This is a genomic window from Rhizobium sp. YIM 134829 (assembly GCF_046546455.1).
Genome location: NZ_JBKHKI010000002.1, coordinates 1 through 22,399, shown reverse-complemented (window position 1 = coordinate 22,399; position 22,399 = coordinate 1). Strand labels below are relative to the sequence as shown.

General features: G+C 66.3%; 20 protein-coding genes and 1 pseudogene. 10 read left to right on the top strand and 11 right to left on the bottom strand.

Going from position 1 to position 22,399, the window contains the following annotated elements:
- The first annotated feature begins 48 nt into the window (after positions 1–48).
- On the top strand, positions 49–540 hold the full coding sequence (locus ACLE20_RS05010; RefSeq protein ID WP_410939171.1) for a cytochrome b: 492 nt from the start codon (positions 49–51) through the stop codon (positions 538–540).
- A gap of 40 nt (positions 541–580) precedes the next feature.
- Here the strand turns inward: ACLE20_RS05010 and ACLE20_RS05005 are convergent, their stop codons facing one another.
- The gene (locus ACLE20_RS05005; RefSeq protein ID WP_410939170.1) at positions 581–1,102 is read right to left on the bottom strand and encodes a DUF6428 family protein; all 522 of its coding nucleotides are present in this window, start codon (positions 1,100–1,102) and stop codon (positions 581–583) included.
- 136 nt (positions 1,103–1,238) lie between these two features.
- Between ACLE20_RS05005 and arsK the strand changes: the two genes are divergently transcribed.
- A complete protein-coding gene (gene arsK, locus ACLE20_RS05000) occupies positions 1,239–2,507 on the top strand; it encodes an arsenite efflux MFS transporter ArsK (RefSeq protein ID WP_410939169.1) in 1,269 nt (422 codons plus the stop codon).
- Between the two features lie 55 nt (positions 2,508–2,562).
- On the opposite strand, the gene ACLE20_RS04995 is transcribed toward arsK, so the two are convergent.
- From ACLE20_RS04995 to ACLE20_RS04965, 7 genes are all read right to left on the bottom strand, one after another.
- Entirely contained in the window at positions 2,563–3,972 is a 1,410-nt protein-coding gene (locus tag ACLE20_RS04995) for an FGGY-family carbohydrate kinase (protein WP_410939168.1), read from the bottom strand.
- A 5-nt stretch (positions 3,973–3,977) separates the two neighbouring features.
- The gene (rhaM, locus tag ACLE20_RS04990) at positions 3,978–4,292 is read right to left on the bottom strand and encodes an L-rhamnose mutarotase (protein WP_410939167.1); all 315 of its coding nucleotides are present in this window, start codon (positions 4,290–4,292) and stop codon (positions 3,978–3,980) included.
- A gap of 17 nt (positions 4,293–4,309) precedes the next feature.
- Positions 4,310–5,359, bottom strand: coding sequence for an ABC transporter permease (locus ACLE20_RS04985; RefSeq protein ID WP_410939166.1), 1,050 nt, complete (start codon positions 5,357–5,359; stop codon positions 4,310–4,312).
- Positions 5,356–6,357, bottom strand: coding sequence for an ABC transporter permease (locus ACLE20_RS04980; protein ID WP_410939165.1), 1,002 nt, complete (start codon positions 6,355–6,357; stop codon positions 5,356–5,358). The genes ACLE20_RS04985 and ACLE20_RS04980 overlap by 4 nt, the downstream gene beginning before the upstream one ends.
- A 7-nt stretch (positions 6,358–6,364) precedes the next feature.
- Complete coding sequence (locus tag ACLE20_RS04975; RefSeq protein ID WP_410939164.1) at positions 6,365–7,900, bottom strand: sugar ABC transporter ATP-binding protein; 1,536 nt, start codon at positions 7,898–7,900, stop codon at positions 6,365–6,367.
- Positions 7,901–8,027: 127 nt separating this feature from the next.
- The gene (gene rhaS, locus ACLE20_RS04970) at positions 8,028–9,023 is read right to left on the bottom strand and encodes a rhamnose ABC transporter substrate-binding protein (protein WP_410939163.1); all 996 of its coding nucleotides are present in this window, start codon (positions 9,021–9,023) and stop codon (positions 8,028–8,030) included.
- 47 nt (positions 9,024–9,070) lie between these two features.
- Positions 9,071–9,895 carry a DeoR/GlpR family DNA-binding transcription regulator gene (locus ACLE20_RS04965; protein WP_410939162.1) on the bottom strand — a complete coding sequence of 275 codons (825 nt, stop codon included), beginning with the start codon at positions 9,893–9,895 and terminating at the stop codon, positions 9,071–9,073.
- A 192-nt stretch (positions 9,896–10,087) separates the two neighbouring features.
- Between ACLE20_RS04965 and ACLE20_RS04960 the strand changes: the two genes are divergently transcribed.
- Both ACLE20_RS04960 and rhaI read left to right on the top strand, forming a co-directional pair.
- Positions 10,088–12,184 carry a bifunctional rhamnulose-1-phosphate aldolase/short-chain dehydrogenase gene (locus ACLE20_RS04960; RefSeq protein ID WP_410939161.1) on the top strand — a complete coding sequence of 699 codons (2,097 nt, stop codon included), beginning with the start codon at positions 10,088–10,090 and terminating at the stop codon, positions 12,182–12,184.
- A gap of 97 nt (positions 12,185–12,281) precedes the next feature.
- Positions 12,282–13,574 carry an L-rhamnose catabolism isomerase gene (gene rhaI / locus ACLE20_RS04955; protein ID WP_410939160.1) on the top strand — a complete coding sequence of 431 codons (1,293 nt, stop codon included), beginning with the start codon at positions 12,282–12,284 and terminating at the stop codon, positions 13,572–13,574.
- Between the two features lie 27 nt (positions 13,575–13,601).
- Here rhaI and ACLE20_RS04950 read toward each other — a convergent pair whose 3' ends face one another.
- Positions 13,602–14,519 carry a LysR family transcriptional regulator gene (locus ACLE20_RS04950; RefSeq protein WP_410939159.1) on the bottom strand — a complete coding sequence of 306 codons (918 nt, stop codon included), beginning with the start codon at positions 14,517–14,519 and terminating at the stop codon, positions 13,602–13,604.
- A gap of 253 nt (positions 14,520–14,772) precedes the next feature.
- On the opposite strand from ACLE20_RS04950, the gene ACLE20_RS04945 reads away from it, so the two are divergent.
- Positions 14,773–15,513 carry an SDR family oxidoreductase gene (locus tag ACLE20_RS04945; RefSeq protein WP_410939158.1) on the top strand — a complete coding sequence of 247 codons (741 nt, stop codon included), beginning with the start codon at positions 14,773–14,775 and terminating at the stop codon, positions 15,511–15,513.
- A 92-nt stretch (positions 15,514–15,605) separates the two neighbouring features.
- Positions 15,606–15,818, top strand: coding sequence for a tautomerase family protein (locus tag ACLE20_RS04940; RefSeq protein WP_410939157.1), 213 nt, complete (start codon positions 15,606–15,608; stop codon positions 15,816–15,818).
- A gap of 14 nt (positions 15,819–15,832) precedes the next feature.
- Here the strand turns inward: ACLE20_RS04940 and ACLE20_RS04935 are convergent, their stop codons facing one another.
- Positions 15,833–17,602: a PAS domain-containing protein gene (locus ACLE20_RS04935; protein ID WP_410939156.1), complete on the bottom strand. Its 1,770-nt coding sequence runs from the start codon at positions 17,600–17,602 to the stop codon at positions 15,833–15,835.
- Between the two features lie 218 nt (positions 17,603–17,820).
- On the opposite strand from ACLE20_RS04935, the gene ACLE20_RS04930 reads away from it, so the two are divergent.
- From ACLE20_RS04930 to ACLE20_RS04915, 4 genes are all read left to right on the top strand, one after another.
- Positions 17,821–18,897 (top strand): catalase family protein, encoded by a 1,077-nt coding sequence (locus ACLE20_RS04930; RefSeq protein ID WP_410939155.1) that lies wholly within the window; start codon positions 17,821–17,823, stop codon positions 18,895–18,897.
- Positions 18,898–19,093: 196 nt separating this feature from the next.
- Positions 19,094–19,489, top strand: a complete 396-nt coding sequence (locus ACLE20_RS04925) for a DUF2946 family protein (protein ID WP_410939154.1) — start codon at positions 19,094–19,096, stop codon at positions 19,487–19,489.
- Between the two features lie 149 nt (positions 19,490–19,638).
- Positions 19,639–20,160 (top strand): YcnI family protein, encoded by a 522-nt coding sequence (locus ACLE20_RS04920; RefSeq protein ID WP_410939153.1) that lies wholly within the window; start codon positions 19,639–19,641, stop codon positions 20,158–20,160.
- A 94-nt stretch (positions 20,161–20,254) separates the two neighbouring features.
- The gene (locus ACLE20_RS04915) at positions 20,255–21,871 is read left to right on the top strand and encodes a copper resistance protein CopC (protein ID WP_410939152.1); all 1,617 of its coding nucleotides are present in this window, start codon (positions 20,255–20,257) and stop codon (positions 21,869–21,871) included.
- Positions 21,872–21,975: 104 nt separating this feature from the next.
- Here ACLE20_RS04915 and ACLE20_RS04910 read toward each other — a convergent pair.
- A pseudogene (locus ACLE20_RS04910) lies at positions 21,976–22,399 on the bottom strand (methyl-accepting chemotaxis protein); the annotation flags it as partial.

Genomic DNA, 22,399 nt, shown 5'->3' with positions numbered 1-22,399 from the left:
GACCCGGTCTAGCAATCCAGCGTCGAAACTCCCGTCTGCGAGGACCCCATGGACGCTGCACCCGCCCGCTATTCCACTTTGCAGATCGCCCTGCACTGGCTGATCGCCGTTGCCGTGCTGTTCCAGCTTGTCTTCGGCGAGAGCATGACCGCCGTCGTCGATGCGGCGGAGGAGGGGACGATGGCCGCCGGCTCCGACCAGGCTCTGGCCTCGGCCCATTACTGGGTCGGCCTGTCGATCCTCGCTCTGGTGCTGGTCCGCCTTGTCGTACGGCTGACCCAGGGCGCGCCGGCGCCTGCCGGTTCTGCACTGACCCGCAGGGCGGCGACCACGGTGCATTGGCTGTTCTACGCGCTGCTCTTAGCGACCCCGATTGCCGGCCTGCTGGCCGTCTATGTCTCCGATGAGTTCGGCGAAATCCACGCAGCAGCCAAGCCGGTCTTCATCGTCCTCATTCTCGCCCATTCTGCCGGTGCGCTGTTCCACCAGTTCGTCGCCAGGGACGGCACGCTGAAGAGAATGCTGAGCGCGCGGTCCTGAGGCTCAATCGAATTCCTGGCTGGCCCCCGCACCGCCCCGCTCAGCTGCAGCAGGCAGGCGCACCTGCTTTCTGACCGGTGCAGGCAGCAGGGGCCAGCCCCTCCCTCCGCCGGCGATGCTCCGGCTTGCATTGCGCCGGCCTTGGTTGCAGGTCGACGACGAGACCGTCCCCAATCCGCGTCACGGTCGCGCCGGAGAAGAGCCGGATCGGGTCTCTCCCGTCGCTGACCTCGAAGGTCAGCTGGGCGCTCCCGTCCAGCCTCACATGATCGGCGACCCTGTCGAGAATCGCGATGAGCTTGCCGGCCGTCATCGCGCCTTCTCCATCGCCCTCGCCATCGAGCAGCTGCACGATCATCTCCGACCAGAGCGCCGGATTGCCGCCGCAGTCGAGCGCGGAAAAGGCGCCTGCCTTCACCTCGGTCACATGATAGCCTGGTCGGATCCGCCGCCCTTCGGCTTGAAAGAGGACGGGACGCTGCGGTGCGGCCGCGAGGGCGGATGTCAGCTCCGCGAGGGTGAGGATCTCGGCGGATGAGGCGGTCTTGTCTCGATCAAACATCTGCGCTAGTCCTTTGTTTCAATATTTCAAGAATGATCGAAATGATAATGACCGTCAAGCGCTCCGATCCGCCCGACCGCTCGAGCCTGAGCCGCGATTGCGCAGGGCGAATGCCACTTTTGACGGCGGCGCACGCATGAGGGCGTCCTCCGTTTCCGCTGCCGCGCCGATCAGCGCCCTGGGGCTGACCCAGATCGTCGGCTATGGCACGCTCTATTATTCCTTCCCGATCCTTGCACCGTCGATCGCCGCGGATCTCGGCCTGCGGCTCGATCTCGTGTTCGGCATCTATTCGCTCTCGCTCCTGGCCGGCGGCCTCTGCGCACCGGTGATCGGCCGCAGACTGGACAGGCATGGGGCGGCGTCGGTCATGGCGGTCGGCTCGCTTCTCTCCGCCCTGCTTTTCGTGCTCTCGGCCTGGTCGCCGAGCCTGGCGATCTTCGTGCTCGCCATCGTGCTTCAGCAGATCGCGGCGGGCATGGTGCAGTACCAGGCGGCCTTTGCCGCCCTGGTGCAGCTCGACGCTCAACGCGCGCCGCGCACCATCACCGCCCTGACGCTGATCGCCGGCTTCGCCTCCAGCCTGTTCTGGCCGATCTCGGCGGGGCTTTCCGGCTGGCTCTCCTGGCGGGACATCCATCTGGTCTTTGCGGCACTTCACCTTGCGCTCTGCCTGCCTCTGCATCTCTGGCTGCGGGGCCGCGGCCCCCTCGAGCGGCCGTCCGGTTCAGCTCCGAATGGGGCCGCGGTCATCGGCGTGCTCGCCCCGGCCGCGCGGCGGCGCGGAATGGTGCTCGTCGGCCTCGGCTTTGCCGTGGTCGGCTTCACGCTTACCGCTTTCCTCGCCCATCTGGTGCCGCTGCTTCAATCCATGGATCACGGCGCGGCGGCGGTCGGCATCGCCGCCCTGTTCGGACCGGCGCAGGTGCTGAGCCGCGTGCTGACCATCGTGATCGGCCCGCGCCTCTCCCCACCCGGCCTCGCCGCGCTGTCCGGCCTGCTGATCGTGCTCGGCGTGCTGATCCTTGCAGGCGGTGGGGCTTATCCGATCGGCGCCGTCGCCTCGACGCTCTGCCTCGGGCTGGGGTCCGGCATCAACAGCATCGCGCAGGGCAGCCTGCCGCTGCATCTCTTCGGATCGCAGGCCTATGGGCTGGTGACGGGCAAGCTCGCGGCCGCGCGTCTCGCCTTCGGCGCGGCGGCCCCCTTCCTCTTCGCCTTCCTGCTCCAGGCCCTCGGCTCCGGCCCGGCGCTGCTGCTCTCCGCCGGCCTCGGCGCTCTCGGTTTCCTGGCTTTCCTGGCTGTCTTTACGACCGCCCGGCAGCCCGTATCGCTGAAGATCCCTGATTTGGAGGTGGCGAGGGCGGACGAGCGCGTGACCCAGCGCGAGGTCACGCCGCTCTGATGAAAAGCTTTATCAGTCGGTTCTTTTAACGCCCCGAAACGCGTCAGCTTTCAAGTTACGATGCATCGGCCGGTGCGGGCGCCATTGCCGCATACCAGTTCTGCCGGTAGGCCGCGAGCGAAAGGCCGGCGGCCTCCACCCTCTGGCCCGTCGCAGGCGGTGGCGCGATGCCGGTCAGAAGCGCGGCGCCGGCGCTTGTGCCGGTCGAGCCGGCAGCGGCAATGATCTCGGCACCCGTCAGGGCGGCCAGAGCGCGGAGATAGAGCACATTGGCCGCAAAGGGCCCCTCGACGATGATCGGTCCGCTGCGACCGAGCAGGGACAGGCTCGCCTCGGTCATCAACGCGAGATAGAGCGCGACGGCGGCATGGCGCTCCGCCGGGCTGGCCCCCTTTTCGTTGATCCAGCGGCCCCTGCGGCCGGGAAAGGGGCCGGAGCCTTCCACAAAGTTGGGCAGAAGCATGATCGAACGTGCCAGAACCGCCGGCAGCGCCGCCGCAATCGCCTCCGGCTCTGCCGGCCCGATCTCGGCAGCAAGCGTTTCATATTCGCGCCCGCCCATGAAACGCGCGGAAGGCACCGGGCGGGCAAAGGCATCGACATTGGCCAGCGTGTCGCGGTCGGGGTCGAGATGGTCGAGATCACCGCCGATTGCAAAGCCCACCACCCATGTGCCGGTGGAAACGACCGAAAAGGCGCCGCTGCGGGTCATGAGATGCGGAAGCAGCGAGGCGTTGGAATCGTGGATCCCGCAATGGACGCGGACCGCCTCGGTCAGGCCGAGACGGGCGGCGAGCACCGGCTCCACCGGCCCCAGCACATCGAAGGCCGAGCGCAGCGGCGCCAGGCGATCGCGGATGCCGAGGCGGTCCACCAGCGTCGAATATCGCGCCTCACGCGGGCACCAGAGATCGGTGTGGCAGCCGAGCGACGTCACCTCATTGGCCGCGACGCCGGTCAGGCGATAGGCCCAATATTGCGGATAGGTGAGGATGGTGGCGACACGGGCAAAATCGTCCGGAAAGCCGCGGCTCTGGTAATGCAGCTGCGCACCGAGATTGAGGCCCATGGACTGCGCGGGCGAGAAACTCTCCTCAAAGCCCGGCCGCAAGCTCCGGTAAGCGGCGCGGACAGGATCGGGGTATTCATACTCATAGTCGAGCACAGGAAGCGCCAGCGTGCCGTCTTTGGCAAGTAGAGCCGCGGCGGCACCGTGGGCGGTGATGGAGATCGCATCGAAGCCAGGGTCTCGCGCAAACTCTGCGAGCGCGCCGCAGGCAAAGGCCCAGAGCGCGTCGGTGTCGTAATGCGGATAGGGCCCGTCCTGGCGGGTGACGTTGCGCGTGCGGCGGACGGCCAACTCCTCGCCGGTCGCGGCATCGAGCACGACCAGCTTGGCATTGGTCTTGCCGATATCGAGCACGGCGACACGCTTGAGCGGCAGGGCGGAAGGGCTGTCGGTCATCGGTATCATGGCAGGTGGAAGACGGGGCGGAGCGCGGTCTGCACCGGCCGGTTATCGGGGTGTGTCTCCATGATGTCGGCCATATGCGCCCACCAGCGCTTCATCACCGGATGGTCGGGCAGGCGGTCGAGGCCGTTCTCCTCCGGCACGGTGAGCACGCCGAACAGGGTGCGGGTCTCGGGGTCGAGGAAGATCGAATAGTCGCTGATGCCGGCCGCATGCAGCAGGTTGACCAGCTCCGGCCAGATCTCGTCATGCCGGCGGCGATACTCGTCCTCCATTCCGGGATTGAGCGTCATGGTGAAGGCGTGGCGCGGCATGGGGGCTCTCCTCGCGCTCAGGACTTCATGGCCCGGACGCGCCGGGCGATGATCGGAATGGCGATGGTGATGATCAGCAGCAGTCCGATGAAGATCGACATGACGATACCCGGCACATTGAGAAGGCCGAGGCCGAAGGAGACAAGGCCCATGACGAAGGCGGCGATGACGACGCCACCGATCGTGCCGGCGCCGCCGAGGATCGAGACCCCGCCGAGGACGACCATGGTCACCACCTCGAGCTCCCAGCCCTGCGCGATCGACGGGCGCGTGGAGCCGAGGCGCGAGGTGAGGCAGACGGCAGCAACCCCGCTCATCAACCCCGTCAGCAGGAAGAGGATGAATTTCACCCGCTCGACCGGAATACCGGAAAAGCGCGCGGCAAACTCGTTATTGCCGATCACATAGACTTGGCGGCCGAAATTGCTGGTGTGGAGCAGCAGGGCGAAGGCGCAGGCGACGGCGGCAAAGAGCACGAATTCGAAGGAGATGACCCAGACGACATAGCCCTGGCCGAAGAAGGCGAAATCGGCCGGATATTTGCCATAGGCCTGGTCGCCGAGCACGATGTAGGAAATGCCGCGGAACAGGCTCATCGTGCCGATGGTGACGACGATCGACGGGAGCTTGAGCACCGAGACCAGCGTGCCGTTGACGAGGCCGCAGGCAAGCCCGACGCCGATGCCGATCAGCGCCAGGCCCGGCGCCCCGACGCCCAGCTGCGCGGCCGCGCCCATGGCGGTGGAGGCAAGCGCGATGATCGCGGCGACGGAGAGATCGATCTCGCCGGAGATCACCAAGAGCGCCATGGCGAAGGCGATCATCGCCTTTTCGGTGAAGTTGAAGGTCGCGTCGGAGAGGTTCCAGACGTCGAGGAAATAGGGCGAGGCGAGACTGTTGAAGACGAAGATCGCCACCGCCACGCCGAAGAGCAGCACCTCCCAGCTTGAAAGCAGACGCGACAGCGGCGTGCCGAGCCGATCGGGAATGGTCCGGCGCGGCGTCTCGCCGGTGTCTCTCGGGTGGGCCGCTTCGGCCGGGGTCGAGACGGGGTTGGGTGCGCTCATGCGGCGGCTCCCTTGATGGTCACATCGGTTTTGGTCGGGCGCAGGATGATCCGGCCGCGCGCCTGCTCGCGCCGTGCGTTGACGACGACGGCGAGAATGATCACGGCACCCGAAATCGCCATCTGGGTGAAGGGCGAGATGCCGATCACCGGCAGGGCGTTCTTGATGACACCCAGAAACAGCGCGCCGAGCACGGTGCCGAGCACCGAGCCGATGCCGCCGGCAATGGCGATGCCGCCGATCACGCAGGCCGCAATGCTGTCGAGCTCGAAGCCATTGGCAATGTCGACATAGGCGACCGCATAGCGCGAGACCCAGAGATAGCCGCAGAGGCCCGCCAGCGCGCCGGAAAGCTGGAAGGCGCGGAACCGCGTCTTGCCGACATCGATGCCCGCATAGACGGCCGCCACCGGATTGCCGCCCGAGGCATAGGTCGCACGGCCGAAGGGCGTGTGGCGGAGCACGAGCGCCATGGCGATCACGATCAAGAGCGCCGTCCAGCCGAGCACCGGCAGGCCGAGGAACACGGTGCGGGGCACGTTGAGGAAGGTCGGCGTCATCTGATGCGCATTCACCCAGGCGCCGCCGGAGAGCACGAAAGCCATGCCGCGATAGATGGTGAGCGTGCCGAGCGTGACGACGATCGGCGGGATCTGCAGGCGCCAGACAAGGAAGCCGTTGATCGTGCCGAGCGCGGTGCCGATGGCGATGGCAACGAGCACGATGAGGATCAGCGGCAGACCGGGAAATGCGGCATCCAGCATCGCCACCGCCATGCCGGTAAAGGCGAGATTGGCAGCGACCGAGAGATCGATCGACTTCGTCAGGATCACCGTCATCTGGCCGAGCGCCAGGATGATCAGGATCGAGGTGTCGGTGAAGATATTGGCGAGATTGGCGGGCGCAGCGAAGCCGGCGGCGCGCGTCGAGAAGGCGCCGACCATCACCAGGATGATGAGGGCAAGGGCGGTTTCGCGTTTCTTGAGGATCTTCAGCATGGTCATCTCACGCATTGCCGGTTGCGGCGCGCACCAGCGTTTCCGGCTGCAGGCCCTCGCGCTCGAAGAGGCCGGCCGGAAGCCCCTCGCGCATCACCAGCACCCGGTCGGACATGCCGAGGATCTCCGGCAGTTCGGAGGAGACCATGATGATGCTCAAGCCCTCCGAGGCGAGCTCCGAGATGAAGGCGTGGACGGCGGCCTTGGAGCCGATGTCGATGCCCTTGGTCGGCTCGTCGAGGATGATGACCCTGGGCGCCGTGGCGAGCCATTTGCCGATCACCACCTTCTGCTGGTTGCCGCCCGACAGCGTGCCGACCGGCACGGAGAGCGAGGCGGCGCGCAGGTCGAGCCGCTCGGCATAGCGCCGGGCGAGCGCGAACTCATTGGCGGCCTTCAGGAAGCCGCTGCGCGAGGTGCGCGTCAACGAGGGGAGTGTCATGTTCTGGTAGATCGGCATCGGCAAGGCGAGCCCATGGCGGCCGCGCTCTTCCGGCACGTAGACGATCCCTGCGCGGATCGCGTCCTGCGGGCTGGCGATCGTCAGCGGCTGGCCAGAGAGGCGCAGGCGGCCGGAGGAGGGGCGGGTGATGCCGAAGAGAGACTGGCAGAGTTCCGACCGCCCGGCGCCGATCAGGCCGTAGAGGCCGAGAATTTCGCCGCGGCGCAGCGTCAGCGAGATGCCGTTGAACTCGGTCGGATGGCAGTAGTCCTCGACCTCCAGTATCGGTTCGCCGATCGCAACGGTGAGCTTCGGAAAGGTCTCCTTGACGTCGCGGCCGACCATCAGCCGGACGATCTCGTCCTGGGGCGTGGCCTTGAGAAGGCCGTGGCCGACGGCGCGGCCGTCGCGGAAGACGGCGAAGCGGTCGGCGATCTCGTAGAGCTCGTCGAACTTGTGGCTGATGAACAGGATCGCCTTGCCCTGACCTTTCAGCGTCTCGACGATGCGGAAGAGATCATCGATCTCCTTGCGGGACAGCGCCGCCGTCGGTTCGTCCATGATAACGATGCGCGCGTCGATCGACAGGGCCCGGGCAATGGCGACGAGATGGCGCTGGGCGATCGACAGGTCTTTGAGCCGGATGGTCGGGTCGATGGCGCTTTCGAGCGAGACGAGCAGGCGCCGCGCCTCCGCATTCATCCGCGCCCAGTCGATCGTTTTCCAGCGCGTGCGCGGCGTGTGGCCGAGGAAGATGTTTTCGGCGACCGTCAGCTCGTCGAAGAGCACGGTCTCCTGATGGATGGCGGTGATGCCGGCGTCGATCGCGTCCTGCGCGCTCGAAAAGACGACCGGCCGGCCGTCGATCAGGATCTCGCCTTCATTCGGCCGGTAGATGCCGGTCAGCACCTTGACGAGCGTCGACTTGCCGGCGCCATTCTCGCCGATCAGCGCGGTGACCTCGCCGGGATAGAGCGTGATCGAGACCGCATCCAGCGCCTTCACGCCGGGAAAGATCTGCGAGATGTCGCGCATCTCTAGAAGCGGCGTGCCGGACGAGAGCGTGCGGTCGATCGTCGGCCGTTCAATGGCTGCGTTCATCAGACTGACATTCCGGTTTGTTCATCCCCGCGATAAGCCGCCGGGGCAGGAGCGCGCCGAGCGGCGAGAAAGAGGCGCAGGGCGGCATGAGCGGGCCCGGCGCTTGGCCGGGCCCGATGGAACGCGATCAGAAGATCTTCGAGAACTGATCGATATTCGAGGCGTCGTAGACGAAGGGATCGGCCATGGCGGCTTCGCCATTGTCGCCCACCTTGATCTTGCCCATGCGGCCGGCCTCGATCTCGGAGCCCGGCTTGCCGTCCGTCTCGCCCTTGACGAGGCGATAGGCGATCTGGGTGGCGGAATAGCCGAGGTCGATCGGGTTCCAGATCGCGAATTCCTTCGTCGCGCCCGACTTGATGGCGCCGGCCATTTCGGAGGGGAGGCCGAGACCGGTCACATAGACTTGGCCAATCTTGCCGGCATCCTTGACGGCTTGCGAGGCAGCGAGCACGCCGACGGTCGTCGGCGCGACGATGACCTTGACGTTGGGGCTCGAGCTCAGGAGGCCCTGCGCTTCGCGGTAGGACTTGTCGGCGAGGTCATCGCCATAGACCGTGGTCGTCAGGTTCAGACCCGGGAAATCCTTCAGCTGCTTCTTCATCTCCTCGATCCAGATGTTCTGGTTGGTCGAGGTGGTGGTGGCCGACAGGATCGCGAAATCGCCCTTGCCGCCTTCCAGGTGATCCTTGGCGAGCTGCAGGCACATCTTGCCGATCAGCTCGTTGGAGGAGGGGTTCAGGTGCATGATCCGGCCTTCCGGCGCGACGCCCGAATCCCAGGAGATCACCTTGATGCCGCGCTGGGCGGCCTTCTTGAGCGCAGGGACGACCGCATCCGGGTCGTTGGCGGAAATGGCGATCGCGTCCACCCCTTGCGCGATCAGCGCGTTGATCACCTCGATCTGGCCTTCGGCGGTCGTGGTCGTCGGGCCGGTGTAGATGATCTCGACGCCGCCCAGGTCCTTGGCGGCTTCCTTGGCGCCCTTGTCAGCGGCCTCGAAGAAGCCGTTGCCCAGCGATTTGACGACGAGCGCGATCTTCACGTCGGCGGCGCTGGCGCCGCTGGCCATGGCGACGACGGCGAGCGCCACGCCGAGGGCGAGTTTCCTTGCAAGTTTCATGGTCGTTCCTCCCGGTTAAGTCCTCGTTCTCCCCGCGTCGGCGCTCCTCATGCGACCGACGCGGAATCTCCTCTGTCGCCCGCCGCGGCCGAGGCCGAGACGGCGGGGGCGATGATCAGCGTGATGCCGGCAGCCTCCACCATCTGGCGGGCCTCCTCGCTCACGCCCTCATCGGTGATGATCGTGGTCACACGTTCGAGCGGGCAGAGAATGAGGCTCGAGCGGCGACGGAACTTGCTGCTGTCGACCAGCACCACCAGTTCGTCGGCCTGCTGCATCATCTTCTGTTCGCTCTGAATGATCAGCGCATCGGCCTCCATGATGCCGAGCGGCCCCACCCCCTGCGCTCCGATGAAGAAGCGCCGCGCATAGAAATTGCGGATCGCGTCGTTCTCGAATGGGGAAAGGATCAGGCTCTGCTCGCGATAGACCGCGCCGCCCGGCAGCGTCACCGAGTTCTTGGAATGCTTGATCAGATGTTCGGCGATGGCGAAGGAATTGGTCATGACCTGCATGCGGTGGGCGGACAGGAAATGCACCATCTGGAAGGTGGTCGTGCCGCCATTGATGATCACCGCATCGCCGGGCTCGCAGAGATCGACCGCCTTGCGCGCAATTGCGCGCTTCTTATCGATATTGACCGATTCGGACACCTTAAACGGCCGACCCGCGAGATTGCCGAGCTGCGGCGGATGCACCGCTTCAGCGCCACCTCGCACCCGACGGATCTTTCCCTGCACGTGGAGCGCGGCGATATCCCGACGGATCGTCGCTTCCGACGCGTCCGTCAGCTCGGCAATGTCCTGGATGGTCACGACGGACTTCTCCTGGACTGCGCTCAAGATGATGCGATGGCGCTCGCGTTCGTGCATGGTGGTCCTCCTGCCGGCGTTTATTTCCGAATTATGAATGAGTGTCAATCACAATCGATCATAAAACTTCATGATGCGCTGCAACATAATCGGTTTTGATCGAAACTTGTTGACACCTGTTCCTTGCTGCGCGATATCGACTGCAAAATGTCGGCCTTTCGAGCCGGCAGCGAACCGCCATGGGAGGATGACATGACGCCGGCCGCAGGACTTCTCGAAAATCGCTGGGACGACGCTACCGCCGCGGGGCTCGACGAACCGGGCAAGCTCCTCTACCGCTCCAATCTGCTCGGTGCCGACAAGCGCATCACCAATTACGGCGGCGGCAACACCTCCGCCAAGGTCGAGGAGATCGATCCCCTGACCGGTCAGCCGGTCAAGGTGCTCTGGGTGAAGGGGTCGGGCGGGGATGTCGGCACGATCAAGCTCGATGGTTTCGCAACGCTCTACCAGGACAAGCTCGACTCGCTCAAATCCATCTACAAGGGCGTCGAGGACGAGGATCGCATGGTCGGCTTCCTGCCGCACTGCACCTTCAACCTGAACAGCCGCGCCGCCTCGATCGACACGCCGCTGCACGGCTTCGTGCCCTTCGCCCATGTCGACCACATGCATCCCGACGCGATCATCGCTATCGCCGCGTCCAAGAATTCGCGGGAACTGACGCGGGAGATTTTCGGCGAGGAGATCGGCTGGCTGCCTTGGCGCCGCCCCGGTTTCCAGCTGGGGCTCGATCTCGAAGCCTTCGTCAAGGCCAATCCTGCGGCCAAGGGCGTGGTGCTCGAAAGCCATGGTCTCTTCACCTGGGCGAATGATGCCAAGGCTTGCTACCTGCTGACCCTCGACATCATCAACCGGGCGATCGCCTGGTTTGCGGAGAAGACCGCGGGCAAGACGATCTTCGGCGGCGCCAAGGTCGAGAGCCTGCCGGCGGCCGAGCGCCGGGCGATTGTCGCGCGACTGATGCCGGAGATCCGCGGCCGCATCGGCCGGCAGGAGCGCAAGCTCGGCACCTTCGATGACCAGCCGGCCGTGCTTGAATTCGTCAATTCGCATGACCTCGAGACGCTTGGCGCGCTCGGCACCAGCTGCCCGGACCATTTTTTGCGCACCAAGATCCGGCCCCTGATCCTCGACTTCGACCCTGCAAATCCGGATGTGGATGGGGTGCTGGCCGGCCTGGATGCAGCGCTGGACGCCTATCGGGCCGACTACAAGCGCTATTACGAGACCTGCCGCCACGACAACTCTCCCGCCATGCGCGATCCCAATCCGGTGATCTTCCTCATCCCCGGCGTCGGCATGGTCTCCTTTGCCCGCGACCGGGCGACGGCCCGCATCGCCGGCGAATTCTATGTCAACGCCATCAATGTGATGCGCGGCGCCTCGACTGTCTCCGACTATCAGGGCCTGCCGGAACAGGAGGCTTTCGATATCGAATATTGGCTGCTCGAAGAGGCGAAGCTGCAGCGCATGCCGAAGCCGAAGAGCCTTGCAGGGCGTGTGGCCTTCGTCACCGGCGGGGCCGGCGGCATCGGCCGGGCGACGGCGACGCGGCTGATCGGCGAGGGGGCCTGCGTCGTCCTCGCCGATATCGATCGCGGCGCACTCGACGAGGCGGTCGCCGACTTCTCCAAGCGCTTCGGCGCCGATTCCGTCTCCGGCGTGTTCCTGGACGTCACGAAGGAGGAGACCGTCATCGCCGCCTTCGCCGAAGCCTGTGCGGGATTTGGCGGCATCGACATTCTGGTTTCCAATGCCGGCATCGCCTCCTCGGCACCGATCGAGGCGACCGAGCTCTCCATGTGGAACCGCAACATGGATATTCTGGCGACCGGCTATTTCCTCGTGTCGCGCGAGGCGTTCCGGCTGTTCCGCCGCCAGGCGATCGGCGGCAATGTCGTCTTCGTCGCCTCGAAGAACGGCCTGGCTTCGTCGCCCAACGCCGCCGCCTATTGCACGGCCAAGGCCGCCGAGATCCACCTCGCCCGCTGCCTGGCGCTGGAAGGAGCGGAGGCCGGCATTCGCGTCAATACGGTCAACCCCGATGCCGTGCTGCGCGGCTCGAAGATCTGGAACGGCGAGTGGCGCGAACAGCGGGCCGCCTCGTCCAAGATCGAGATCGACGAGCTGGAGGAGCACTACCGCAAGCGCTCGATGCTGAAGCTCAACGTCTTCCCGGAGGACGTGGCCGAGACGATCTACTTCCTGGCTTCCGATCTTTCGGCGAAGTCGACCGGCAATGTCTTCAATGTCGACGCCGGCAATGCGGTGAGCTTCCCGCGCTGAGCGCGGCGCGCAATCGTGCCGACGCGTGAGCCGCGTCGGCTCTTAGGACAATTGCAGGGCGGCACGGGACGAGGGTGGCCGCCAACGGAGGATGACGATGAGCCAAGCACGGATTGGCGCCGATCTGCTGGCGCGCGACAACGAGGCGCGCGCTGCGGCTCTTGATCAGGATTATGCAGCCCTTGGGGCAGCCCTCGACCGGCGCGGCCTCGATATCGAGACGATCACCGAAAAGGTCGCCGGCTTCTCGGTCGCCGTCCCCTCCTGGGGCGTCGGCACCGGCGGCACGCGTTTTGCCCGTTTCCCCGGCACCGGCGAGCCGCGCGGCATTTTCGACAAGCTCGACGACTGCGCCGTGATCCATGAGCTGACGCGGGCGACGCCGACCGTCTCGCTGCACATCCCCTGGGATCTGGCACCGGCCGAGGACTTGAACGCCAAGGCCGAAAGCCTCGGCCTCGGCTTCGACGCCATGAACTCCAACACCTTCTCCGACGCGCCGGACCAGGCGCACTCCTACAAGTTCGGCTCGCTCAGCCATACGGATGCCGCGACCCGCGCCCAGGCGGTCGAGCACAATCTCGCCTGCATCGAGCTCGGAAAGAAGATCGGCTCCAAGGCCTTGACTGTCTGGATCGGGGACGGCTCCAACTTTCCCGGCCAGAGCCACTTTACCCGCGCCTTCGAGCGCTACCTCGCGGCCATGGCCGAGATCTACAAGGGCTTGCCGGACGACTGGACACTCTTCTCCGAGCACAAGATGTACGAGCCGGCCTTCTATTCGACCGTCGTGCAGGACTGGGGCAGCAATTATCTGATCGCCCAGACACTTGGGCCAAAGGCCAAATGCCTGGTCGATCTCGGCCATCATGCGCCGAACACCAATATCGAGATGATCGTCGCCCGGCTGATCCAGTTCGGCAAGCTCGGCGGCTTCCACTTCAACGACAGCAAATATGGCGACGACGACCTCGATGCCGGGGCGATCGAACCCTATCGGCTGTTCCTGGTCTTCAACGAGCTGGTCGATGCCGAGGCGCGCGGCGTCGAGGGCTTCCATCCCGCCCACATGATCGACCAGTCGCACAATGTCACCGACCCGATCGAGAGCCTGATGGCGAGCGCCAACGAGATCCGCCGCGCCTATGCCCAGGCGCTGCTGGTCGACCGGGCGGCGCTCTCCGGCTTCCAGGACGAAAACGACGCGCTGATGGCGAGCGAGACGCTGAAGCGCGCCTACCGCACCGATGTCGAGCCGATCCTGGCCGAGGCACGCCGGCGCGCCGGCGGCGCGATCGATCCGATCGCCGCCTACCGCGCCAGCGGCTATCGCGCCCGCGTGGCGGCCGAGCGCCCTGCCTCCAGGGCCGGCGGCGGCGGGATCATCTGAGGGCAGGCGAGGGCTATCTGCGGCCAGTCATGCGTGATTGGCCAGCAGTGCCTGCGCGGCCGGTTGCTGAAAGAGATCCACCAGCCAGTCGATGAAGACCCGGAGCCGCGGTGCCATATGCCGGCTCTGGGGATAGAGCGCCCAGACCGGCACGGGCGGCGGCGGAAAGTCTTCCAGGACCGGCACCAGGCTGCTGGCGGCGATCGCCTCGCGTACGCGGTAGCGCGGTACTTGGATGAGGCCGAAGCCGGCGAGACAAGCGGCGGTGTAGAGCTCGGCGCCGCGCACCAGCATGTCGTGCGGCAGCGCCACCTCTTTGACCCGTCCCTCCACGGTGAAGTCCAGCGGATAGGCCCGCCCGTTGGCGGCGGCGGAATAGCCGACCATGCGGTGGCCCTCGAGATCGCCGAGAGCCTGCGGCGTGCCGTGCCGCGCGAGATAGGCAGGGCTTGCGAGCGTCGCCTGCGGCAGGCTGGCGATGCGCCGCCCGACCAATGATGGCACGGCGGGATCGCCGGCCCGCACCACGCAGTCGACCCCCTCCGCCACCAGATCGACCAGCCGGTCGCCCTCGCTCAAGGAGAGGGCGATGCCGGGGTAGCGAGCCAGAAACGCGGGCAGTTGCGGGACGATGAAGAAGCGGGCGATCGTTCCCTGCAGGTCGACGCGCAGCGGCCCGCGCGGCTCGGCCTTGCGGAAGGCGGTCTCCACCTCCTCAAGATCGGCGAGCAGGCGCAGGCAGCGCTCGTGATAGAACATCCCGTCCAGCGTCGGCCGCACCGCGCGCGTCGTCCGCTCGAGAAGCCGCACGTCGAGATCGCGCTCCAGCCGCTGGATCGCGTGGGTTGCCGTCGGCCGTGGGATCTGCAGGTCGCGCGCCGCTGCCGCGAAGCTGCCCCGCTCCACGATCCGCACGAACAGCCGCATGACATCCAGACGATCCATCCTGAAGCACTTAGGCGATTGTTATAGATTTTGAAATGATGAAGTTGCCATCCGACGGCTACCCGGTTTTTCCGATAACAATTAGATCTCTTCCTGCAGAGCGGTCGAGGCTCTCTGCCGCTGCCCTTCCCATCGCCGCCCTTTGCGCGCGGTCGGCTGGACAGGGCGGGGAAGAGCCCCAGATCCGCCGTCACAGCCTATCCGGCGCCGTCGCTACGGCACTCGGTCGGGCTGAACAGAAGGAGTGAAGACTATGAGCGAGATGGACAGGAAGGTTGCGATCGTCACCGGAGCCTCGCGCGGCATCGGCGCGGCGATCGCCAAGCGGCTGGCCGCTGATGGGCTGCGGGTCGTGGTCAATTATTCCGGCAGCGCCGACGCGGCCGCCGCTGTGGTCGAGGAGATCACGCAAGCCGGCGGCGCGGCGATTGCCGTCAAGGCCGATGTCAGCGATGCGGCGGCGGTGCGCGCCCTGTTCGATGAGGCGGAACAAGCCTTCGGCGGCGTCGACATGCTGATCAACAATGCCGGCGTCATGTCGCTGGCGCCGCTCGCGGAAACGGATGACGAGGCCTTCGACCGGATGGTGTCGATCAACCTCAAGGGCACGTTCAACGGCCTGCGCGAGGCGGCGAAACGCCTGCGGGACGGCGGCCGCATCGTCAATTTTTCGAGCAGCGTCGTCGGCATGTATCCGCCGACCTACAGCGTCTACGCCGCCACCAAGGCGGCGGTCGAGGCCCTGACCCATGTGCTCGTCAAGGAGCTCGGTCCGCGCCGGATCACGGTCAACACCATCGCGCCCGGCCCGGTTTCGACTGAGCTGTTCCTGAACGGCAAGGACGAAGCGACGCTCGCCCGCCTGCGCGGCATGATCCCGCTCGGCCGCTTCGGCGAGGTCGACGACATCGCTGGTGCCGTCTCGGCGCTGGTCGGCCCGGACGGCGGCTGGATCAACGGCCAGGTCATCCGCGTCAATGGCGGCGCCATCTGACAGGCTTACGGGGCCGGCCAGAGCCGGCTCCGCGTCAACAACCCTTAAAATCGTCCTCACTCGAAACCGGACCAGCCCGGAAAGGATCTCCCATGCCCTTCGCCAACTTCAAACTGCCGGAAGGCGCGCTCAGCCGCGCACAGAAGGAAGACCTCGTCCATCGCACCACCGATCTCCTGGTCGGCTATTTCTCCGAAGCGGCGCGGCCGCATACCATGGTGCTGATCGAAGAGATCGCCGACGGCGGCTATGCCCGCGCCGATGAGGTCTTCATCATCCCCGAGGCCTATCGCGCCCGGGATTGAGGGTCGCCCCGAGCTCAGGCAAGCATGGCGGCGGCATCGAGCGGGCAGTCGATCTCGAAGATCAAGCCGTCGGCATGATAGTCGAGCCGCGTCTCGCCCTCAAAATAGGCCTGGAGCGAGCGCTCGATCATGGTGGAGCCGAAGCCGCGCCGGCTCGGTGGGCTGACCTTCGGCCCGCCGATCTCCTGCCAGACCAGATGCAGGCGGCGTGCTTCGGGACCGTTCTCCGTGATCGACCAGCTGAGTGAGACATGGCCGCTCTCGCAGGAGAGCGCGCCATATTTCGAGGCGTTGGTCGCCAGTTCATGCAGGGCGAGCGCGAAGGCGAGCGCGCCATTGGCCCGTAACGTCAGAGGCGGTCCGGACAGGCGGAACCGCTCGCCGATCGTGCCATGATGGCCGAGCACCGAGTGGATCATGGCCTCGAGCCCCGCCGAGGACCAGGAACTGGCGGTCAGTACCGCGGTCGCTTCGCCCAGCGCCACGAGGCGGGCGGAGAGCGCCTGGCTGGCGCTGCCGAGGTCATCCGCCTGCCGCAGCGTCTGCGCGGCGACCGACTGGACGACCGACAGCACATTCTTCAGCCGGTGGCTCAGCTCGTCATTCAGCAATTTCTGCTGGGCTTCCATCCGTTTCTGGTCGCGATAGTCCCGCGTCACCGTGCCGTAGCCGATCAGCGTGCCATCGCTGGCGGTGACCGGAAAGAGCGTGCAGAGGACGGGGATCGTCTCGCCTGTCGCGAAATGGCGGAAGAGCCGCTCGCCCGACCAGCTGCCCTCGCTCTCGACGCTGCGCAGCAGCTCTGCCTGGAGCAGGCCGCCTTCCTCCGGCGCAAAGAAATCCTCGAGCCTGATCGTGCCGAGCACGCTGCGCTCCAGCCCGACCAGCTCCAGGGCGGCGTCGTTCAGGAAGAAGACCGTGCCGGCGGCATCGGCGAGCGCGATGAAGTCAGTCGTCGTCTCGACGATGCGGCTCAAGCGTCGGCGTTCCGCCTCGTCGGCGCGCGACGGGGTGATGTCGCGCGAGACGGAGAGGATGCGCTCCGTGCGCTGGTCGGCGCCGAGAATCGGGGTGATCGCCGCGTCCCACCAGCGCAGCGTTCCGGTCATGGTCGGCGCCTGTCCGATGATCTGCGTGCTCTGGCCTTCAAGCGCGCGGGCAAGGGCCACCCCGGCCTTCTCCCGCTCGGACGGGCTCCAGAAATCGAGCCAGGGCCGGCCGACGATCGCGGAGGGATCGTCGATCTGCATCGTGCGCAGCCCGCCTTCCGACATGAAGCGGATCGTGCCGTCGAGATCCACCACCTCGATGCAGTCGGTCGAGCTCGCGAGAATGCTGGCCAGAAAGCTCTCGCGCTCGCGCAACGCCTGGCTGGTCCGCGCATTCTCCTCCGCCAGCTGCGTCTGCCGCGCGAAGGCGAAGCGCAGTTCGGCGGCAACGAGCCCGAGCACCAACGTGATGCAGAGGAAGAGCAGCGTGCCCAGCCATTGCGGCACGGTCATCCAGGAGGGATTTTCGAGACGGCCGAGCGTGAGGCTGGCGGCGATGACCGAGAGCAGGCTGGCAATGATCGCCGCTTCCCGCCCGATCAGGAGCCCGGCGGCCACGATCGCCGGGATGAACAGCATCCAGGGGGCGACCGAGGTGATCAGGAAAACGCGGATCAGGCTAACGACCAGCACCGCCGCAACGACCGCCGCCACCCCGTGGAGCGGCTTGATCGGATGGGCGAGCGACCAGACGAGCAGCCGGTCGAGCAGCGCAGAGCTTCGGTGATGACCCATCGGTGCCCCATGCCTTTCACGACCTTGATCGCGCTTGGCTTGCTTCGCCCAAAAGATTCGCGTCCCGGTAACATCGCCGAGCATGGCACGTGTAATCAACCCCTCACATCTGCCGCGGCCCTGCCGTCAGGTCGGCTTCCTTGTAAGCATTTACGCAAGCGTTTACGGAACCGAGCTGGCGGCGGCGCGTTTCGGCATGTCTCACAAAGGAAGTTGCCATGAGTGTTTCTGCGCCGATCCGCTATTCGCTTGATCTCGAAGCCGTCGAACCCGACGAGATGGAGGTGGTCGCCGGTCTGAACGAGACCTTCGACACGATCCTCGAAACGACGGCGAAGGATTATGGTCATGCCGTGCGGTCCGTCCATGCCAAGGCGCATGGCATCCTGAAGGGCGAGTTCGAGATCCGCAGCGGGCTGCCGGCCGAACTCGCGCAGGGACTGTTTGCAACGCCCGGTCGCCACACTGCCTTCCTTCGCCTTTCGACGAACGCCGGCGACATTCTGCCGGACGCGATCTCGCTGCCGCGCGGCATTGCGATCAAGATCGTCGGCGTCGACGGCGAGCGCCTGGCTGGCGCCCAGGGGCGTTCGCAGGACTTCGTGATGGTCAACGGCCCGGTCTTCCAGACCAAGACAGCCGACAAGTTTCTCAAGAACCTGAAGCTGCTGGCAAAGACCACCGATCGGATGGAAGGGACGAAGACGGTGATGTCGAGTGTGCTGCGCGGCGTCAATACGGCGCTGGAGACGGTCGGTCTTTCGAGCCCCGCCGTCCAGTCTCTCGGCGGCGCGCCGAATGTCGATCCGTTGGGAGAGACCTATTACAGCGTTACGCCCTTCCGCTATGGCGACCATGTCGCGAAATTCCGCCTGAAGCCGGCCTCGTCCGATCTTACCCGTCGCACCGGCAGCATCATCGATGCAAGCGTCCGCGAAGATGCGATCCGCGAGACGGTGCAGGCGGAAATGCGCGATACCCGCGCGGTCTGGGAGTTCCAGGTGCAGCTCTGCCGCGATCTGGAGGCGCAGCCGATCGAGGATCCGACGGTCGAGTGGAAGGAGGAGGAGGCGCCCTTCGTCACGGTCGCCACGCTGACCGCCGCGCCGCAGGACAGCTGGGACGATGCGCAGGTGCAGGCCGTCAACGAGCAGATGCGGTTTAGCGTCTGGACAGGGCTTGCTGCCCATCAGCCGCTGGGCAACATCAATCGTGCACGGCGGGAGACCTATGAGCATTCGGCGCAGTTCCGCGCCCGCTTCAACGGCTGTCCCATCCACGAGCCGCGCGACTGACCCGACCATTCCCTGGTGCTGCCTTCTGTCGGTGCCGCCCGGTCGAGCCCGGATCGGACGCTGAGCGTCAGTCCACGGCGACGCTGAGGCGGCGATGCACCGCTTCTGTTGATTGTGGCACCTTGGCGCATGGACAGGCGGGCCAGTCCGTGGCACGGCTCGAAACGCCGCACAGTGCGGGCAGGATCGGGTCGGAATGAAGCGACGGTCAGTGGAGAGATGGCGGCAGGCCTGGCTGATGCTGGGCGCAGCCGTTTTCGTGCTCCAGATCCTGCTCGGAACGGCGATGGCCGCGAGCGCCGCTGCGTCGCCGACGCTCGATGCCTTCGGCAACCCGCTTTGCCTTGCCCATCAAAGCGAGGCCGACCAGGGGCACGCTGGGGATCATGGCGCCGGCAAATTTGCCGGCTGCTGCGGCGTTGCCTGCAGCATGGTGTTTTCGGGCCTCGCACCCGGCCTCTTGCTTCCTACTGTCCATCCGCCGCTCGTGGCATTTGCACCGCCGCCCCCTGGCCTGGCGCCCTCGGTGCGGCCGATCCCTCGCCCCGAGACCGACCCGGGAAATCCGCGCGCACCGCCATCCAACCGCTGAAAAGCCTGACCCTGAGCGAACCGGCGTGCGACCTCGCGGTTGCGAGCCATGGTTCCCGTTCAGGGCCTACCGCGGCTGGCTCGATCGAGGCGGCCGGACCTTCAGCCTATGACCAGCACATCCTGCTGGCCGACGATGGATCTCATCTCATGAAACCACTTCTCCTCTCCGCCGCTTTCGCGCTTCTCGCCGGAACGGCCTTTGCGCATGTCTCGCTCGAAGCGCGCGAGGCGCCGGTCGGATCGACCTTCAAGGCGGTGCTGCGCGTGCCGCATGGCTGCGAAGGCAAGCCGACGATCAAGCTCCGCGTCCAGATCCCCGAGGGCTTCATCGGCGTCAAGCCTCAGCCGAAGCCCGGCTGGACGCTGCAGAAGGTCAAGGGCGCCTATGCCCAGGCCTATGATTACTACGGCACGCCGATGACCGAAGGTGTCAAGGAGGTCATCTGGGAAGGCGGGAGCCTGGCCGATGACGACTATGACGAGTTCGTGCTGCGCGGCACGATTTCCGCCGCCTTGAAGCCGGGCGAAACGCTGTTCTTCCCCGTGCTGCAGGAATGCCCGGACGGCGCGGTCGAGCGCTGGGTCGAGCGCCCGGCCAAGGGACAGTCGAGCGAAACGCTGGAACTGCCGGCCCCGAGCCTGCGCCTGCTGCCCAAATCCGGCTCGTGAGGTCTCGAGCATGTCCTGTGATGACGGGACATGCTTTAGGACGGGGCGGTTCGCCGCCCCGTTTCCCCACTCGATTCTCACAAGGGAGAGCAGGATGACCGCCTCCATGGGCGCGATCATGCGATGCGCGCGCCGCCTGATCTCGATCGCCATGCTCTGGCTGCTGATGGCGGTTTCGGCCTTCGCCCATGCCGCACTCAGTCGGACCGAGCCGGCCGATGGCGCGCGGCTGGCAAGCCCGCCATCCGTCTTCCGCCTGACCTTCAGCGAGCCGGTGGCGCCCACCCGTCTGACCTTGAAGGGCCCAAGCGGACCGGCCGTGGTGCTCCGCGACACGCGGCTCGATGACACGATGCTGGAGATCATGGTCCCGGCCGGGCTGGGGGAGGGGGGCTACGTCCTCTCCTGGCGCGTCGTCTCGCAGGACGGCCATCCGATCGGCGGATCGCTGCTCTTCACCATCGGCGCGGGGCCAGCCGCGAAAGGCGTCGTCGCGGAGACGGATCGGCGGGTTCAGGCCGGCCTCTGGATCGGCAAGCTCGGCCTCTATCTCGGCCTGTTCTTCGGCATTGGCGGCGTCTTCGCCCGCTGTTGGCTTGCCGGCAATCGGCCGATCGCCGCCTCGATCCTGCGGTCCACCTTGCTTGCGGGGTTGGCCGGGGCAGCGGTCTCCGCCGGGTTCCAGGGGCTCGATGCGCTCGGTGCGCCCTTGTCCGATCTCTTGACCGGCGATGCCTGGAAGGCGGGGCTCGCCACGAGCTTCGGAGCGAGCGTCATTGTCTGCGTCGCGGCCTTCGCCTGCGCGGGCCTCGCCATGGTGCAGGGGCCGGGCGCCGGCGGGCGCTGGATCTCGCTTGCTGCCGTGCTCACCGCCGGTCTTGCGCTGAGCCTCAGCGGCCATGCGAGTGCGGCCGATCCGCAGTGGCTGATGCGGCCGTCGGTCTTCCTGCATGTGACGACTGTCGCCATCTGGGCGGGTGCGCTGCCTCTCCTTGCCGCTCTTCTCCGTCAGGGAGATGCGGCGGCGCCAGCGGCGCTCGCGCGCTTCTCACGGCTCATCCCGCTGTTGATCCTGCTGCTCGCCGCGGCGGGGGTGGTGCTCGCCATCGTCCAGCTGCGCGCGCCCGAGGCGCTGGTGACGACCGCCTATGGTCGCGTCTTCCTCGTCAAGCTCGCCCTCTTGGTGCCGCTCTTCCTGCTTGCTGCCTGGAACCGCTGGCGGCTGACGGCCCGCGTCCTCGACGGCGCACAGAGCGCCCGCCGGTCGATGGTCCAGGTGATCGTCATCGAGAGCGTCATGATCGCGCTGATCTTTTCCACCGCCGCCCTCTGGCGCTTTACGCCGCCGCCGCGCTCGCTGATCGTCGAGCCGGCCGCTTTGACCTCACGGTTGCAGCTGACGAATGGCACGATCGTCGCCGATCTTACCTTTGGCGGGGCAGGGGGCATCGCCCTCCATCTTGCTGCCGCGGATGGGGCGCCTCTCGATCCGCTGGAGGTCGCGCTGGTCTTCTCACAGCCTGAAGCGGGTATCGAGCCGATCAAAAGGCCCGCGACGCGGCGGGCGGCGGGGAAGTGGCAGGTGGAAGGGGTGGACCTGCCGACTGGCGGCCGCTGGTCCGTGCGGCTCGATATCGTGGTCAGCGATTTCGAGATCGTGCGGCTGGATGGTCAGGTGATGCTCGATAGGCCGCTGTCAGCAGACCGGTGACCGAGCTTTCCGACGCTGTCGCTTCGATCGAGCCTCGTTCTTCAGCGCATTAAATTCATACCAAAATGGAAACCCCGGCCGCTGGCAGCGGCCGGGGTTAAGTCTTAGAACTCTTCCCAATTGTCGGCGGCGGGAGCGGCGGCTGCGGCCTGCTTCGCGCCGAAGGAGCTGGCGATGCGGCTGACCATGCTGCGGGCTGGCGAAGGCACGGAGCGCGTGCTCGGTGCCGCCGCCGCCGGGCCGCGCCGCGATGGCAAGACGGGGCTCGCAACGCTCTCGGTCACAGGGATCGAACGCAGCGCTGCCGCGCCACCGAACTGGAACCGCGCGACCAGATCCTTAAGCCGTGTCGCTTCGCTGGCGAGCGTCGCGCCGGCGGCGTTGGTTTCTTCCACCATCGCCGCATTCTGTTGCGTCACCTGGTCCATCTGGTTGACGGCGGTGTTGACCTCGGAGAGCCCGACCGACTGTTCGCGCGCGGAGGTGGCGATCGCGTCCATATGTTGGTTGATCGTGACGATATAGCTC